Here is a 16,263-nt window from a genome sequence, read left to right on the forward strand (position 1 = left end):
TTATTGCAGGCGGAAGAACCGCCGGCTTGAGGCTGGAGCAAAGAGCAGCAGGAGCACCAGCATATCGGGTAATTTCTGCATGACCAGCGCATGGAAGATCTCGCGTTTGGATCCACCGGCAATGCTGAACAGCTCCGGATAGCCATAGCCTAGCGAGGCGGCCCACAGATAGCTGGCGGCGGTCACCTGCGTCAGCAGATAGACCCAACGCGCCCAGTTGCGCCCTTTAACCAGCGAAAACGCGCAGTAGATTTCGATAAACACCAGCACAAGGCTGCTGAGGAATACCAGCGTGAGGTTCCAGGTTTGCACGCTGCGATGAATGAACTCACCGATGCCGCGCGCCCCCAGGGTGTTGAGGATCATCAGTACATCAAGACAGCGGATCATAATAATAGCGAGCGCCGCCACCTGCACCAGCGCAGGTACGTTTGGACGAGCGTGCGTAAGACGTGATTTTTTTAATAATCCCAATGTTTTACTTCCCTGAAAAACAGTGCCGCGTCATGCGCGGCACATCACTGGAAATAATAATTCCTTCAGCCGCGTCTTGCACGCTGGATATCGCGCACGCGCTGCTTTTCCGCGCGCGCCATCAAATACCAGGCGATAAATCCGACAATTCCGACCACGCCAAGGATAATCGACGCCAGGGCGTTGATCTCCGGGTTTACCCCCATGCGCACGCTGGAGAAGACCAGCATTGGCAGCGTCGTCGCCCCTGGCCCGGAAACAAAGCTGGCGATCACCAGATCGTCGAGCGACAGGGTAAAGGCCAGCAGCCAGCCGGAGATCACCGCAGGCATAATCATCGGCAGCGTGATGATGAAAAAGACCTTCACCGGCGTGGCACCGAGATCCATCGCCGCCTCTTCAATGGAGCGATCCAGCTCGCGCAGACGCGAGGAGATAACCACCGCCACGTACGCGGTACAGAAGGTCACATGCGCCAGCCAGATGGTGAGCATGCCGCGATCCGCCGGCCAGCCAATGGCATGCGCCAGCGCCACAAACAGCAGCAGCAGCGACAGGCCGGTGATCACGTCCGGCATCACCAGCGGCGCGGTGATCATAAAGGCAAAGCCGTTCGAGCCGCGAAAACGCCCGAAGCGCACCATCACCAGCGCGGCAATCGTGCCCAGCACGCAGGCCATCGTGGCCGCCAGCGCCGCGATGGTCAGGCTCAGCCCCACCGCGCTCATCATCGCATCGTCGTGGAACAGTTCGCTGTACCAGCGCGTCGACCAGCCAGCCCATACGGTGACCAGTTTGGAGCTGTTGAACGAGTAGATCACCAGCATCAGCATCGGCGCATACAGGAAGGTAAAGCCGATCACCAGGATCGCAATTCGCCACGGAGAGCGCACTACCGGTAAGTTGTTCATCCGTGGTCTCCCATCTGTTTCTGCTGATGCTTGTGGAACCACATGATCGGCACGATCAGCAGCAGCAACATCACGATCGCCACCGCGGAGGCCACCGGCCAGTCGCGGTTATTGAAGAACTCCTGCCACAACACGCGACCAATCATGATGCTGTCCGGGCCGCCGAGCAATTCCGGGATCACAAACTCCCCAACCGCCGGAATAAACACCAGCATCGACCCGGCGATAATCCCGCCTTTGGTCAGCGGCACAATCACGCTGAAGAAAGTCTTCAGCGGACGGGCGCCCAGATCCAGCGAGGCTTCCACCAGCGAGTAATCGATACGCGTCAGCGCCGTATAGATCGGCAGCACCATAAACGGCAGGTAGGCATATACAATCCCGATATAGACCGCGAGATTGGTGTGCAGAATAGTCAGCGGCTGATCGATAACCCCTAACCACATCAGGAAGTTATTCAGCACCCCGTTATTTTTCAGGATCCCCATCCACGCGTAGACGCGGATCAGGAACGAGGTCCACGACGGCAGGATCACCAGCAGCAGCAGAATATTGCGCGTCGAGGGCTTACTGTGCGCCACCGCCCATGCCAGCGGGTAGCCCATCAGCAAACAGCAGAGCGTGGAGATGGCCGCCACCTGCAGCGACTGCAGGTAGGCTTCGACATAAAGCGGATCTTCCGTCAGCTGCAGGAAGTTGCCAAGGTTAAGCGTCAGCGTCAGCTGGCCGTCTGCCCAGTCCAGCAGATTGGTGTAAGGCGGGATCGCCCGCGCCATTTCCGCCAGGCTTATCTTGAAAACGATCAGGAACGGCAGCATGAACAGCAGGATCAGCCACACGTAAGGCATGGCAATCACCAGCTTGCGGCCGTGGTTCATCTGCATGCGCGCCAGCCAGTGCGCAAAGCCGCCCGGTTTTTCGACGCGGGCTGACGGTTCAAGTGTACTCATTGGCCGCTCCTTATACCGTCAGCACGACACAACTGTCCGCATCCCAGCACAGACGCACTTCGTCGCCCCAGGTCGGCAGTCCTTTACGGTAGCGATGTTCGTTTTGCAACTGGGCGCTGAGCATCTGCCCGCTCTTCAGACGGACGTGGTAAATAGAGAGATCGCCCAGATAGGCAATGTGCACCACTTCGCCCACGGCAAAGTTAAAGCCATCGGCCGGAGGATCTTCACAGAGCATGATTTTCTCCGGTCGCAGGGCGATATAGACCGGCACGTTGTCTACCACGGAGTTATCCGGGTCGACCTTCAGCGGATGCTGCAGCCCCGGCGATTCGATGATCAGCCCGTCTTCTTCACGCGCTTTCAGCAGCCCTTCAAAAACATTCACCGAGCCGATGAACTCCGCGCTGTAACGGGTAGTCGGGTGTTCATAAATCTCTTCCGGCTCGCCAATCTGTACGAACTTACCGCGGTTCATGATCGCGATACGCCCGGCCATGGTCATGGCCTCTTCCTGGTCGTGGGTGACCATCACGCAGGTCACGCCCACGCGTTCGAGGATATCCACCACTTCGAGCTGCATACGGTCGCGCAGTTTTTTATCCAGAGCACCCATCGGCTCATCAAGCAGCAGCAGTTTCGGGCGTTTCGCCAGGCTTCGGGCCAGTGCCACGCGCTGACGCTGACCACCAGAAAGCTGGTGCGGTTTACGCTTCGCGAACTCCTGCATGTGCACCAGACTCAGCATCTCCGCCACACGCGCGGTGATTTCGGCTTTTGGCAGCTTGTCCTGCTTCAGGCCAAACGCGATGTTCTGCTCCACCGTCATATGCGGGAACAGCGCGTAAGACTGGAACATCATGTTAATCGGACGCTGATACGGCGGTACACTGGAGAGATCCACGCCATCCAGCACAATCTGCCCGGCGGTAGGTTGTTCAAACCCGGCCAGCATACGCAGTAAGGTTGATTTACCGCAGCCAGACGCCCCCAGAAGGGCAAATATTTCGCCTTTGTAGATAGTCAGGCTGACGTCGTCCACGGCATGCTGGCCATCGAAAGATTTGGTGAGGTTACGAATTTCAAGTAGCGGGGTCAGCGCTTTACGGACTTTCGCCTGCGGGCGGGGGATCGCGTCATTCACGGGGTGTTCTCCGGCATAGATCAAAACTGGTGCAAACGCACCGTCAGGGTGCGCATCGCCGGGCGGCGCGAACGCTTGCCCGGCCTACGGGTTGTGTCGGCCCGGTAAGCGATAGCGCCACCGGGCAACGTTACCAAACGCCGTTATTTCCCGCTTTTCACCTTGGTCCACGCACGGGTACGTACGCGGTCAATTTTTGGCTCCTGAACTTTCAGGGTGAAGAGCTTGGCAAACACATCCGCTGGCGGATAGATAGCCGGATTATTACGGATCTCTTCGCTAATCAGTGGCAAGGAGGCCTTGTTACCGTTGGCGTAGTAGACATGGTCGCTGATATGGGCAATCACTTCCGGACGCATCAGATAGTTAAGGAACTGATACGCTTCATCTTTGTTTTTCGCATCGGCAGGCATGGCGAAGACATCAAAGAAGGCCAGCGCCCCCTCTTTCGGAATGAAGTAGGAGACATTCACGCCGTTTTTCGCCTCTTTCGCGCGGTTAGCCGCCTGCCAGACGTCCCCTGCCCAGCCAATTGCCACGCAGATATCGCCGTTAGCCAGGTCGTTAATGTACTGTGAAGAGTGGAAGTAACGGATATTCGGACGCAGCTTCAGCAGCAGATCGGTCGCCGGGCCGGTGTAGTCATCCGCCTTGTTGCTGTTCGGATCTTTGCCGAGATAGTTCAGCACGGTGGCGAAAATCTCTTCCGGGGCATCCAGGAAGGAGACGCCGCAGCTTTTCAGCTTCGCAAGGTTCTCCGGCTTCAGCACCACGTCCCAGCTGTCCAGCTTGACGTCCGGGCCCAGCGCCGCTTTGACTTTATCCACGTTGTAGCCAATACCGGTGGTCGCCCACAGATACGGCATGGCGTATTTGTTCTCCGGGTCATGCTTAGAGACCAGCTTCAGCACTTCCGGGTCGAGGTTTTTCCAGTTTGGTAACTTGCTCTTGTCCAGCGGCTGGAAAACGCCTGCGGTCAGCTGACGCTCCAGGAAACTTGCGGACGGTACCACCAGGTCAAAACCGGTGCTGCCTGCCATCAGTTTGCCTTCCAGCACTTCGTTGGAATCAAATACGTCGTAGACCACTTTAATGCCGGTCTCTTTTTCAAAATTAGCCACCGTGTCCGGGGCAATATAGTCAGACCAGTTATAAACATGCAGCGTTTTTTGTTCCGCAGCGAGCGTGCCGGCAGAGACGGCCATCAGAGCACCCGCAACCAGACCCGATAACCATTTTTTATTCAAGGCGATCATAGTGTTATTCCTTCTGAAAGCTCGTTAACAAACGAACTAAAACTGTGCAATCTGGATATATGCAAAAATCATGCATAGTTTGTCGCTCTGCTCAAAATAAAAAGAAACCTCTTTACCCGGCAGGATCCGCTCGCTTTTTTAAGCATCGCAAGAATAACTGTAGCCCGTGTCTCCGGCTATAGCCCAGACGAAAAAACGCCTTTTATCAATTTTTTATGCAGGTTATGTCTACGTGATAAGCCGAAATGGCCTTTGAGGAGGTGAAAAATTCTTTAAAGAAAGGTTAAAAGCAGCAGAATAAATGGCGTTATGCAGCCGCTCTGGCAGCGACTGCGCAAAAGTCAGACAGGCTTAGTGAAGAAAATTGGGAGATGCATCATTATTCTCTGCATCGTCTTCCGCGCTGTACAGCAGATGGTGTGCATTGGCTTCCATCATTACCATCGAAATTTGCTCTTCACTCAAACGCATAAACCAGGCGAACTGCTTGAAGGAGAGCCCCGCGCCGGAGAACAAAGACTGGCAAACGACCAGTTTTGGCAGATTATCATCCTGTATATCGAGGAATGCTTTCACCGTCAAAGAACTGGCGTTGATCGCAGAGAGGTCAGAGGCCAGCGCCAGCAGCGCAGACGGCTTAACTTCTGCCAGCGCAGAGAAGAGGATCACGTCGTTAATGAGATCGATTTTGGCATCAAAAATGCCGTCGAAATTCTGCATGTGAGGCAGATGCAGCGCCTGGCAGGAATCACATTCAAAGAAGGTGATACCGGCATCATCAAGCCATTGACGTAACGTATCCAGTGTTGGAACGACCTGTAAATCCATCGCGGTGGAGCCTCTTTAGTAAAAACTTCGCATAGGGTACTCAAAAAGTGCGCGCTAATCCATTTAACCACCCGTTTTAAGACAGTAGCCCGGCGTGGCATGACGCTCAATCCATGCAATCATTTTACCTGCAATATCGACACCGGTGGTTTTTTCTACCCCTTCCAGCCCGGGCGAGGCATTCACTTCCATCACCAGCGGCCCGCGCGTTGCGCGCAGAAGGTCTACGCCTGCCACGTCCAGCCCCAGCGTTTGCGCCGCTTTCACGGCAATCTCCCGCTCGCGCTCGCTGATATCAGCAACCCGCGCAACGCCGCCCCGGTGGAGGTTGGAGCGAAAATCGCCCTCTTTCGCCTGACGCTCAATGGCCGCCACCACCTCATTGCCCACCACGAAACAGCGGATATCGCGCCCTTTGGCCTCTTCGATGTACTCCTGCACCAGAATGTGCGCATTCAGGCCGCGGAAGGCGTCAATCACGCTCTCTGCTGCCTGTCGCGTCTCTGCCAGCACCACGCCAATACCCTGTGTGCCTTCCACCAGTTTGATGACCAGCGGCGCACCGCCCACCATGTCGATCAGATCGCTGGTGTCGTCCGGGGAGTGAGCGATACCGGTGACCGGAAGATCGATACCCTGGCGGGCGAGCAGCTGCAGCGAGCGCAGCTTATCCCGGGCACGGGAAATGGCGACAGATTCGTTGAGAGGATAGCTGCCCAGCATTTCAAACTGGCGCAGCGCGGCCGTACCGTAATAGGTGATCTGCGAGCCGATGCGGGGGATCACCGCATCAAAATGCGGTAGCTTGCGGCCTTTGTAATGGATCGAGGAAGCAGCAGGGTCAATGTTCATATAGCAGGACATCGGATCGAGGATCTCAATCTGATGTCCGCGTTTTGCCGCCGCTTCTCGCAGGCGTTTGCATGAATAGAGCGTTCCATCCCGGGACAAAATGGCAATTTTCACCCTGCACCTCTCTAAAGACATGGGAAAAGCCTGCGTATCATACCGAATGGACTAGCGCGTCGCCCAGCCCTGTTTATGCAGATAATCGAGAATAAACGGGCGATTTTCTTTAATGATGGTACGGCGGATGTGGTCGCTCCAGGTATCGCGGCGGTTATTGCTGCCGCGCGTCATGTAGTAGTGCGCCAGCTCCTCGTCATACTGCGCCAGCACGTCGTTGTCGACCGGCTGGTAGTGGTTTTCATGGACCAGCATCGCCGCAGGCAGGCGCGGCTTGAGATCCGGGTTGTCAGCCGGCCAGCCGAGGCAGAGACCGAACAGGGGCAGGACGTGCTTCGGCAGCTTCAGCAGTTCGGTTACGCTTTCAATATTGTTACGCAGCCCGCCGATATACACGCCGCCTAATCCCAGCGATTCCGCCGCCGTGAAGGCGTTTTGCGCCATCAGCGCGGTATCGACCACACCCAGCAGCAGCTGTTCTGCCAGCCCCAGCTCGGCTTCAGGGCAAATTTGCAGGTGGCGGTTAAAGTCAGCGCAGAATACCCAGAACTCGGCGGCCTGAGCTACATGCTTCTGCCCGCCCGTGAGCGTCACCAGCTGCTCGCGCATGGCCTTGTCGGTAATGCGAATAATCGAACTGCACTGCAGAAAGCTGGAGCTCGAGGTGGCTCTGGCGCTGTCGATGATGGCCTCACGCTGCGCCTCGGTAATGGGCTCATCGGTGAAGTGGCGGATAGAACGGTGGGAACGGAGCAGGTCAATTGTTGGCGTCATTGTCTCTCTCTTTGTCTTGCTTAATACGTGTGGCAGCCAGTATAGGCAATGATGCGCGGCATGTAATTGGCGAAACATAGCTCAAGGGTATTAAAGCGACAGGCGAAACCTACTTTAATGACGGCAGGTTATCGTGCACTATATGTGTCATTCGCCGTCAGGCTTGTTTTTTGAGGAGAGAGAAATGTTTGCAGTAATTTTTGGTCGTCCAGGATGCCCTTACTGTGTGCGCGCAAAAGAGCTGGCTGAAAAACTGACTGAAGAGCGTGATGACTTTAACTTCCGCTATGTGGATATCCACGCAGAAGGCATCACCAAAGCCGATCTGGAAAAAACCGTGGGTAAACCGGTTGAAACCGTACCGCAGATCTTCCTCGATCAGAAACACATTGGCGGCTGCACCGATTTTGAAGCTTACGCTAAAGAACATCTGGGTCTGTTTGCCGCTCAGTAATCACTAAGCAAACCCCGCGCCCTGACGTGGGGTTTTATCTATTTAGCAGTCATTACTTTTTCACTTCACCCAATAGAACTGAACCATATGAAGCATGGATTAGCCTGTTAATCCAGTGCGCGTCTTGCGTTTTGCCCTACGATAAATAATGCAATTACTTGATATTAATGCCGATTGTAGGCCGGGTAAGCGCAGCGCCACCCGGCAAGAAAGACGGCTTAAGGGCATTGGGCGCACTACGCGGGATGCTGTCAGTCACGACTGGAAAAGGTAGGTATGGACTGGAATACCGGGCAATCCGTACACAGTACCGTATTTGACGACAATATCTGCGGCAACGGCGTTCTCATTCTTTTTTATTATGTAACCGTTGATGCCGTATCAGAGTGCGAAGAAACAGGAAAAACAGCGCACCGAGCGCGCACCAGAATACGCCGCTCAGCAGCCAGGCCAGCTCCTGCCAGAGGCTTCGTGTGGACACAAAAAGCAACCGCATCAACACCAGGCACAGCGGTGCCGCCAGCATTGCCCCTAACAGCGGCTTAACAACCTCGCCTTCGCGCGAGAGAAAACTCGCGGCCACGCCAGGCAGAATGAAAAAGAGCAGTCCCAGTTCCGGATGCCCGGAGGCTCTGAATGCCCCCTTAACATTAAACGCTAACGACATACAGACAACGGTGAACAGTAAGAAACAGCTTATCGCCCCTGCCCATTTTCCTTTAATGTTCAAATTATCCTCCTGACTTCTCTATCAAATAAAGTTTCGTCGCGTGGACACCCGATCGGATAAAGTTATGCGGCAATCCTTGCCAAAACCCGCATACGGTTATGCGATAATGAGTAGCCGTTGGTAGCTAATGCGATTAAACTATCCAGCTGCTATTGTCTTAGGGAATTTTTTTGGCCGCAGGGAGTGTAGAAGTATTCCCTGGCACTGAAAACAGTAGCCCAAAATGTCCTTTCATTCAACAACTTACTGGTAAACAAGAAGTTAGCCTCCGTGAATATAAACGTCGCAGACTTGTTAAATGGGAATTACATCCTGTTATTATTTGTGGTACTGGCGCTGGGCCTTTGCCTGGGTAAATTGCGCCTGGGTTCAGTACAACTTGGTAATTCCATTGGCGTTTTAGTCGTCTCCTTATTATTAGGTCAGCAGCATTTCAGCATTAACACAGACGCGCTTAACTTAGGTTTTATGCTGTTTATTTTTTGTGTTGGTGTGGAAGCGGGTCCTAACTTTTTTTCCATTTTCTTCCGCGACGGCAAAAATTATCTGATGCTGGCGCTGGTGATGGTCGGCAGTGCGCTGCTGATCGCGTTAGGGCTGGGTAAACTGTTTGGCTGGGATATCGGGTTAACGGCCGGTATGCTGGCAGGCTCCATGACCTCGACGCCGGTTCTGGTGGGTGCAGGCGATACCCTGCGCCATTCCGGTATGGCCGGGGCACAGCTTTCTACCGCACTCGATCACCTGAGCCTGGGCTATGCCCTGACCTATCTGATTGGTCTGGTGAGCCTGATTGTAGGCGCACGCTATCTGCCGAAACTGCAGCATCAGGATCTGCAGACCAGCGCCCAGCAAATCGCCCGCGAGCGTGGTCTGGACACGGACTCCAAACGAAAAGTTTATCTTCCGGTGATCCGCGCTTATCGCGTCGGGCCAGAGCTGGTCGCCTGGGCGGACGGTAAAAATCTGCGCGAGCTGGGGATTTACCGCCAGACGGGTTGCTATATCGAACGTATCCGCCGTAACGGCATCCTGGCGAACCCGGACGGCGACGCGGTACTGCAGATGGGCGACGACATCGCGCTGGTGGGTTACCCGGATGCCCACGCGCGGCTGGACCCAAGCTTCCGTAACGGTAAAGAGGTATTCGACCGCGACCTGCTCGACATGCGTATTGTCACCGAAGAGATTGTAGTTAAAAACCACAACGCCGTCGGCCGTCGTCTGGCGCAGCTGAAACTGACCGACCACGGTTGCTTCCTGAACCGCGTGATCCGCAGCCAGATTGAGATGCCTATCGACGATAATGTCGTCCTGAATAAAGGTGACGTGTTGCAGGTCAGCGGCGACGCACGCCGCGTGAAAACCGTCGCCGACCGCATCGGCTTTATCTCCATTCACAGCCAGGTCACCGACCTGCTGGCTTTCTGCGCCTTCTTTATTGTTGGCCTGATGATTGGGATGATCACTTTCCAGTTCAGCAACTTTAGCTTTGGCATCGGTAACGCCGCCGGGCTGCTGTTTGCCGGGATCATGCTGGGCTTCCTGCGAGCGAACCACCCAACCTTCGGCTACATTCCGCAGGGCGCGCTGAACATGGTGAAAGAGTTCGGTCTGATGGTCTTTATGGCGGGTGTCGGCTTAAGTGCCGGTAGCGGCATTGGCCACAGCCTGGGCGCCGTCGGCTGGCAAATGTTAGTTTCCGGACTTATCGTCAGCCTGGTGCCGGTGGTGATCTGTTTCCTGTTCGGCGCCTACGTGCTGCGCATGAACCGCGCCCTGCTCTTCGGAGCCATGATGGGTGCGCGTACCTGTGCGCCAGCCATGGAAATCATCAGCGATACCGCCCGCAGCAACATCCCGGCGCTGGGTTATGCGGGCACCTACGCTATCGCTAACGTACTGCTTACGCTGGCGGGTACGCTCATCATCATCATCTGGCCTGGACTCGGATAACTCTTAACTTTGCGCGTAACGAAAAAATTTTCGTTATGCGCAGAACTTTTTTATCAGGGGGCAGTCATAACTAGTGCCACTGCTTTTCTTTGATGTCCCCAATTTGTGGAGCCCATCAACCCCGCCGTTTTGGTTCAAGGTTGATGGGTTTTTTGTTGCCTGAAATTCTCTGGCTCGGAAAAACAACCACTTACAATCACATTTTCAGATATCCGAAGATTTCGAAAAATCCGTCTGTTCAAAATCAGCATCCCATTTAATTTTTTTGTCCCTTCCTCATGAAAATCATCGCCCCCTGCCAGCAAAAGAATAAAATCACTAAACAGATCAGCAAGGAAAGCCGCATGTTCGATTTTTATCCCGAGAAAATCTACAGTAGAACGGAAGTGATGAGCAAACCATCACCAGTTCCGCCAGTAAATGGCATCTACTTCTGGTGGTTTAAGGAAATTCCTCCAGGTGTACCGACAGAGGGGTGCGTTACCTCTGACGGCTACACACTGCTGTATGTGGGCATCTCACCCGACCAGCGAGGGAAACCTAACAGCCGTTCGAACTTAAAGAAACGTATCAAAACGCACTATAGCGGCAATGCTGCTGGCTCAACGCTCAGGCGCACGCTGGGTGTGTTATTGAGTAGTTCTAGTGGCTTTCCGCTGCGCCGTGTGGGATCTGGATCCAGAATGACATTTACTCATACTGGCGAGCAGTGGCTTGATGTCTGGATGGAAAAGAATGCCAGGGTTCACTGGATACCTGTCGAAGCGCCCTGGGAGCTTGAGGATAAACTGATCGCATCTATTCCCCTTCCATTAAATATTCAGGGGAATGCTCATGAATTTAAAATTACGCTTTCGGAAATGCGGAGGCTGGCTGCTACCGAGGCAAGATTGATGGAGATTGCTGATGAGAAAGGATTCAAAAGACGTTTAATTACGTGATGAACAGACGGCACGACAATTAGCTGTGAGGTAGTAATAAGCAAGTATAATGTTCCATTTATACTTTTTGTTGAAATGGTGTGTCTCAAAAAGAGTACCAACTCGTTAGTGCTTAAAAAAATACGTTACGTGCCATCTCAGAGAATAGCAATGATAGTGATTAATTGCTAATTTTCGTAAGTTTTTAGAATCCAATGTGTATTTTCGCAATTAATAAATGCTAATAAAATCAAGAGATAGATAAACAAAAAAAGATAACCAGACATCCTGGCTATCTTTTTTCATAATATTGACGAGTAATATTTTTATTTACCACTCATCAAAACATGAGCATACTTTATTAAATCCTGCTCTCTCTGGGCTATAAAGTCCTTATAATCAGCCTTACCATCTCTAAGTCCAGAAGAAATCAAAGCCGAGTCAAATATCTTATCTCTTTCCGCCTCATGAATGTTAGAGAAATACAATGAGGGCTCTGAATCAGATATTTGATTGTTGTCTTGAGCCGTCAGGAAAGCTATATTAGCAATAATATTAGACTCGTGGAAACCGATCCCTTTTTTATTTAAAAAAGCTTTTGGATATATATGATGGAACTGTCTTGCGTTATAAGCTGCGAGTGCAGAACCTAGATCAACGACTTTCCCAGTAATAAAGCTTCGAGGGTTTAATTGCGCAAGAAGACAAATTGTTGCTTTAGCTGCTGAAGAATTGATCCTCCATGCTTTCCTAAAGAATCCAGTCTCAACCTTCATAGGAAATAATATTGCAGCATTAGACTGTAAAAGAGCAGTATCCATCAATTTAATGTCTTCCATTACAAAAGCATTTGTACCTGCTTTGTAACGTTGGGAAAAAGCACAACACCAAAACCATCTTTTAATTGACGTATATTGATAACCTGTAGGCCGTTCAACTTTAGAAAAGAAGTAGACGAGTGGTACTAGCATAATAGGGAAAGGTAAAAATACGGAGTTCTGTATTTTTAAATCTTTCTCAAGAAAATCGACTGCTTTTTTTATACCTTTTTCTAAAGATTCTACTGCTTTGGATAATGATGACGGCTCAACATTTATGAGTGTTTCCGAATCAATTTCTTTGTTTACAATAGAAGTCAAGCATCTCATTAAAAGAGTTTCATCCACTTGAAAACCTTTTGCTGAAAGAAAATCATTTAAATTATTAATTTCAGTTCTCAGATCAAATGTCTCTGTCCAAGTCCATGCCGTTAGTAGTTCTATAGTACTTAAACTAGTTCCCGATGAATTAATTCTTTGGAAGATTCGACAAACTTCTTGGTCTGTTCGCTCTTTAATCGTCACCACTGGGAAATCATAATCTTTGAATTTATCTACAAGATTAGTTATGCGCGCAACTTCCCACTCATTGAATTGATGAAGTTGTCCTATCAGCTTTGTTGTTTCTAAAATAGAATTTAATGCAATTGTTTTTAAATCGTGAGGTTTCGTATAATAATGGTAAAATTTGTCTTCTGAAGGTGAGTAATGAATATTAAATCGCATTGCTAATTCTTCATTATTTGTTTTTTTATCAGAATTAAAAACACCAAACAAAGTTGTCAGCCGTTGTTGCCCATCTAAAATGTAATTAACAGGGTAGTCTTCTTTGATCTCTGGCAAATCAAAACCTCCAACATTTCTTTCGAATTTCAAAGGAGTCTTTGTTGACCAAAGTAACAATGAACCAACAGGGTAACCACAATATATTGAATCTATGAGCCCAAGTATTTGTTCGTCTGTCCATACATATTGTCTTTGAAAGGCTGGTATTTTTATTTGCCCTCTTTTGACGTCGTCCAACAATGATGCAAGTCTTTCGTTCCCAGAATCGATTTTCTTTTTACTTGAATCGCCAACATGCGTAGCCATCTAAACCAACCTTGTCAATAAGAATTGTCCCATCAGTGTATCAACTATGCAGTAAATTGAGTATGTTATCAACGGTTCAGATCACTTAACTTTCTGCTATATCTAATCATTTATGGATTTTGTTCATGCATACCTTTGCATCAATGCGAATTGATTGCCTGAAATTCTCTGCTCCATCATCCCCCCTCTTCCCACCTCCGCCTCAAACATATATGATTAAACAAATATGTATCAACTACCCGCAGGGTTCAACCATGCTCCACCCGCTCCAGCTTTTCAAAACCCTCTCCGACGAAACGCGGCTCTCCATCGTCATGCTTCTGCGTGAAGCTGGTGAGCTATGCGTCTGCGATCTCTGTTCCGCAACCACGGAGTCACAGCCGAAAGTCTCGCGCCATATGGCCTTACTTCGCGAATCCGGGCTGGTTATCGACCGTCGTGAGGGGAAGTGGGTCTATTACCGTTTGTCTCCGAACATGCCTGCGTGGGCAGCTACCGTCATCGATAACAGCTGGAATTGCCTGCGGGATGAAACGCGTGCCAGGTTAAAGAATAGCCTTCCTGGGTCATGTTAAACACATTCATAAAAACAGATATAACGGAGTAAACGATGTTTCTGGCAGGGGCAATTTTTCTGTTGACGCTGGTACTGGTCATCAGGCAGCCCAAAGGGCTCAGTATCGGCTGGAGCGCGACGATTGGCGCCGTGCTGGCGCTGGCCAGCGGCGTGATCCACCTTAACGATATTCCGGTGGTGTGGAATATCGTCTGGAATGCCACGGCGACGTTTATCGCCGTTATCATCATCAGCCTGCTGCTGGATGAGTCCGGCTTTTTCGAGTGGGCAGCGCTGCATGTCGCCCGCTGGGGAAACGGTCGGGGGCGTTTGCTCTTTACTTATATCGTGCTGCTGGGTGCGGCCGTTGCGGCGCTGTTTGCCAATGACGGTGCAGCGTTGATCCTGACACCTATCGTCATTGCCATGCTGCTTGCGCTGGGGTTCAGCAAGCAGGCCACGCTGGCGTTTGTGATGGCGGCAGGTTTTATCGCCGATACCGCCAGCCTGCCGCTGATTGTCTCGAACCTGGTCAACATTGTGTCGGCAGACTTCTTTAGGCTGGGGTTCAGCGAATACGCCTCGGTGATGATCCCGGTTGATATCGCCGCGATTGCTGCCACGCTGGTGATGCTGCATCTGTTCTTTCGCAAGGAAATTCCACCGGAATATGATCTTGCGAAACTCCAGGAGCCCGCCCGGGCCATTCACGATCTCCCGACCTTCAGAACAGGCTGGATAGTGCTGCTGCTTCTTCTCGTCGGCTTCTTTGTGCTTGAGCCTCTCGGCATTCCGGTCAGCGCCATTGCAACAGCTGGCGCGCTGATTTTATTCGCCGTTGCAAAACGCGGACACGCGATTAATACCGGAAAAGTGCTGCGCGGCGCACCGTGGCAGATCGTCATCTTCTCACTGGGGATGTATCTGGTGGTCTACGGTTTGCGTAACGCCGGGTTAACCGAATACCTTTCAGGCGTGCTGAATGCGCTGTCCACCCACGGTTTATGGGTGACTACTCTGGGAACCGGGTTCATCACCGCCTTCCTGTCATCCATAATGAACAATATGCCCACGGTGCTGATTGGCGCGCTCTCTATTGATGGCAGCACGGCAACAGGATTGATTAAAGAAGCGATGATTTACGCCAACGTGATTGGCTGCGATCTGGGGCCAAAAATCACGCCTATCGGTAGTCTCGCCACCCTGCTCTGGCTCCACGTGCTGGCGCAAAAAAACATGACCATTACCTGGGGCTACTATTTCCGGACGGGCATCATCATGACGCTGCCGGTTCTGTTTGTGACGCTCGCCGCGCTGGCGTTACGTCTCTCCTTCACACTGTAATGAGCCACTGATATGACCAACATCACCATTTACCACAACCCCGCCTGCGGCACCTCGCGCAACACGCTGGAGATGATCCGCAACAGCGGCACCGAGCCAGAGATCATTCTGTATCTGGAAAATCCGCCGTCACGCGATGAACTGATCAAACTGATTGCCGAGATGGGCATTTCGGTGCGGGCGCTGCTGCGTACAAACGTGGAGCCCTATGAGCAACTGGGCCTGGCAGAAGAGACATTCACTGACGACCAGCTTATCGGTTTTATGCTGCAACACCCGATCCTGATTAACCGTCCGATTGTGGTGACGCCGCTGGGCACCCGTCTGTGCCGCCCGTCTGAAGTGGTCCTCGATATTCTGCCAGATGTGCAGAAAGGGGCTTTTACGAAAGAGGACGGTGAAGCCGTGGTGGATGCCAGCGGGAAAAAAATCACTCAGAAATAGAGGCGGGCCTGCAGGCTAGCGGTCCCCCTCGCCTGCAATCCTTCCCACCATCGCCCGGATCTCCTCGCGCGTTAGCGGCGCTCTGTCGGTGACAAAGTGCAGCGTCATTCCTTCGATAAAGGCGTCCAGCGCGCGGGTGGTGACTGGGTCAAACCACTGCTCAAGCGTTGTCTGGCTCATCTGCATCCAGTCCTGCATCACTGTTTTCAGCGCTGCGCTGCGGTGCATAAAAGTGTAGAGCTGGTACATCAGCGCCATGTTGTGCGGCGTCGTCACCTGCGAGCTGTGGATCAGCGTGGTGATGGATTCACACGCCATCTCCGGGCTGGTTACCCCCGCGAAGAAATCACGGTACTGCTGCGACATCTGCCGGGCAAACCACGTGAAAGCCTCTTCCAGCAGCGACTCCATGCCGTCAAAATAGTAGGTCATCGACCCCAGCGGAACCCCGGCACAGCTGGCGATTTTACGGTGCGTGACGGCATGGATACCGTGCTCAGCAATGGTGTCCAGCGTCGCCTGCAGGATCTTCTCCCGGCGATGCGGGTCGTTTGGTGGTCTGCTCATACATGCCTCATCTGATTTGTGTACAAATGTACACAAACTTGCTAGTGTTGTCGCTATTGTTGTGCTTCTGGTGCTTATC

The 16,263-nt window shown here is 52.2% G+C and carries 17 protein-coding genes; 6 read left to right on the forward strand and 11 right to left on the reverse strand.

What is annotated here, in order from left to right; translation table 11 throughout:
• The 8 genes from AC2FAK_RS20145 to nfsA all read right to left on the reverse strand — a co-directional run bounded on the left by AC2FAK_RS20145 (position 1) and on the right by nfsA (position 7,303).
• Positions 1 to 474 (reverse strand): YbjO family protein, encoded by a 474-nt coding sequence (locus tag AC2FAK_RS20145; RefSeq protein ID WP_020689898.1) that lies wholly within the window; start codon positions 472 to 474, stop codon positions 1 to 3.
• 65 nt (positions 475 to 539) lie between these two features.
• Positions 540 to 1,385, reverse strand: a complete 846-nt coding sequence (gene potI / locus AC2FAK_RS20150; RefSeq protein ID WP_013097369.1) for a putrescine ABC transporter permease PotI — start codon at positions 1,383 to 1,385, stop codon at positions 540 to 542.
• Complete coding sequence (gene potH / locus AC2FAK_RS20155; RefSeq protein WP_095455614.1) at positions 1,382 to 2,335, reverse strand: putrescine ABC transporter permease PotH; 954 nt, start codon at positions 2,333 to 2,335, stop codon at positions 1,382 to 1,384. The genes potI and potH overlap by 4 nt, the downstream gene beginning before the upstream one ends.
• A 10-nt stretch (positions 2,336 to 2,345) precedes the next feature.
• Positions 2,346 to 3,479, reverse strand: a complete 1,134-nt coding sequence (gene potG, locus AC2FAK_RS20160; protein WP_013097371.1) for a putrescine ABC transporter ATP-binding subunit PotG — start codon at positions 3,477 to 3,479, stop codon at positions 2,346 to 2,348.
• A gap of 143 nt (positions 3,480 to 3,622) precedes the next feature.
• Entirely contained in the window at positions 3,623 to 4,735 is a 1,113-nt protein-coding gene (potF, locus tag AC2FAK_RS20165; RefSeq protein ID WP_095455615.1) for a spermidine/putrescine ABC transporter substrate-binding protein PotF, read from the reverse strand.
• Positions 4,736 to 5,086: 351 nt separating this feature from the next.
• Entirely contained in the window at positions 5,087 to 5,563 is a 477-nt protein-coding gene (locus AC2FAK_RS20170; RefSeq protein WP_003858385.1) for a YbjN domain-containing protein, read from the reverse strand.
• A gap of 63 nt (positions 5,564 to 5,626) precedes the next feature.
• The gene (gene rimK / locus AC2FAK_RS20175; protein WP_013097373.1) at positions 5,627 to 6,529 is read right to left on the reverse strand and encodes a 30S ribosomal protein S6--L-glutamate ligase; all 903 of its coding nucleotides are present in this window, start codon (positions 6,527 to 6,529) and stop codon (positions 5,627 to 5,629) included.
• 51 nt (positions 6,530 to 6,580) lie between these two features.
• The gene (gene nfsA / locus AC2FAK_RS20180; RefSeq protein WP_020689894.1) at positions 6,581 to 7,303 is read right to left on the reverse strand and encodes a nitroreductase NfsA; all 723 of its coding nucleotides are present in this window, start codon (positions 7,301 to 7,303) and stop codon (positions 6,581 to 6,583) included.
• Positions 7,304 to 7,487: 184 nt separating this feature from the next.
• Here nfsA and AC2FAK_RS20185 point away from each other — a divergent pair, with 184 nt between their 5' ends.
• A complete protein-coding gene (locus AC2FAK_RS20185) occupies positions 7,488 to 7,757 on the forward strand; it encodes a GrxA family glutaredoxin (protein ID WP_006809455.1) in 270 nt (89 codons plus the stop codon).
• Positions 7,758 to 8,103: 346 nt separating this feature from the next.
• Here the strand turns inward: AC2FAK_RS20185 and AC2FAK_RS20190 are convergent, their stop codons facing one another.
• Complete coding sequence (locus AC2FAK_RS20190) at positions 8,104 to 8,487, reverse strand: inner membrane protein YbjM (protein ID WP_013097375.1); 384 nt, start codon at positions 8,485 to 8,487, stop codon at positions 8,104 to 8,106.
• 270 nt (positions 8,488 to 8,757) lie between these two features.
• On the opposite strand from AC2FAK_RS20190, the gene AC2FAK_RS20195 reads away from it, so the two are divergent.
• Entirely contained in the window at positions 8,758 to 10,443 is a 1,686-nt protein-coding gene (locus AC2FAK_RS20195; protein ID WP_014169303.1) for an aspartate:alanine antiporter, read from the forward strand.
• Between the two features lie 278 nt (positions 10,444 to 10,721).
• Positions 10,722 to 11,384 carry a GIY-YIG nuclease family protein gene (locus AC2FAK_RS20200; RefSeq protein WP_235836509.1) on the forward strand — a complete coding sequence of 221 codons (663 nt, stop codon included), beginning with the start codon at positions 10,722 to 10,724 and terminating at the stop codon, positions 11,382 to 11,384.
• A gap of 305 nt (positions 11,385 to 11,689) precedes the next feature.
• Here AC2FAK_RS20200 and AC2FAK_RS20205 read toward each other — a convergent pair whose 3' ends face one another.
• Positions 11,690 to 13,273 carry a DUF262 domain-containing protein gene (locus AC2FAK_RS20205; RefSeq protein ID WP_095455616.1) on the reverse strand — a complete coding sequence of 528 codons (1,584 nt, stop codon included), beginning with the start codon at positions 13,271 to 13,273 and terminating at the stop codon, positions 11,690 to 11,692.
• A gap of 254 nt (positions 13,274 to 13,527) precedes the next feature.
• On the opposite strand from AC2FAK_RS20205, the gene AC2FAK_RS20210 reads away from it, so the two are divergent.
• From AC2FAK_RS20210 to arsC, 3 genes are read left to right on the forward strand one after another with little or no spacing between them, the layout of a single operon-like run.
• A complete protein-coding gene (locus tag AC2FAK_RS20210) occupies positions 13,528 to 13,848 on the forward strand; it encodes a metalloregulator ArsR/SmtB family transcription factor (protein ID WP_038418999.1) in 321 nt (106 codons plus the stop codon).
• A gap of 35 nt (positions 13,849 to 13,883) precedes the next feature.
• The gene (locus tag AC2FAK_RS20215; protein WP_095455617.1) at positions 13,884 to 15,173 is read left to right on the forward strand and encodes an arsenic transporter; all 1,290 of its coding nucleotides are present in this window, start codon (positions 13,884 to 13,886) and stop codon (positions 15,171 to 15,173) included.
• 12 nt (positions 15,174 to 15,185) lie between these two features.
• The gene (arsC, locus tag AC2FAK_RS20220; RefSeq protein ID WP_095455618.1) at positions 15,186 to 15,617 is read left to right on the forward strand and encodes a glutaredoxin-dependent arsenate reductase; all 432 of its coding nucleotides are present in this window, start codon (positions 15,186 to 15,188) and stop codon (positions 15,615 to 15,617) included.
• A 15-nt stretch (positions 15,618 to 15,632) separates the two neighbouring features.
• Here the strand turns inward: arsC and AC2FAK_RS20225 are convergent, their stop codons facing one another.
• The gene (locus tag AC2FAK_RS20225) at positions 15,633 to 16,184 is read right to left on the reverse strand and encodes a TetR/AcrR family transcriptional regulator (protein ID WP_095455619.1); all 552 of its coding nucleotides are present in this window, start codon (positions 16,182 to 16,184) and stop codon (positions 15,633 to 15,635) included.
• Between the last annotated feature and the right edge of the window lie 79 nt (positions 16,185 to 16,263).

Source organism: Enterobacter cloacae complex sp. 394F7 (assembly GCF_057320385.1).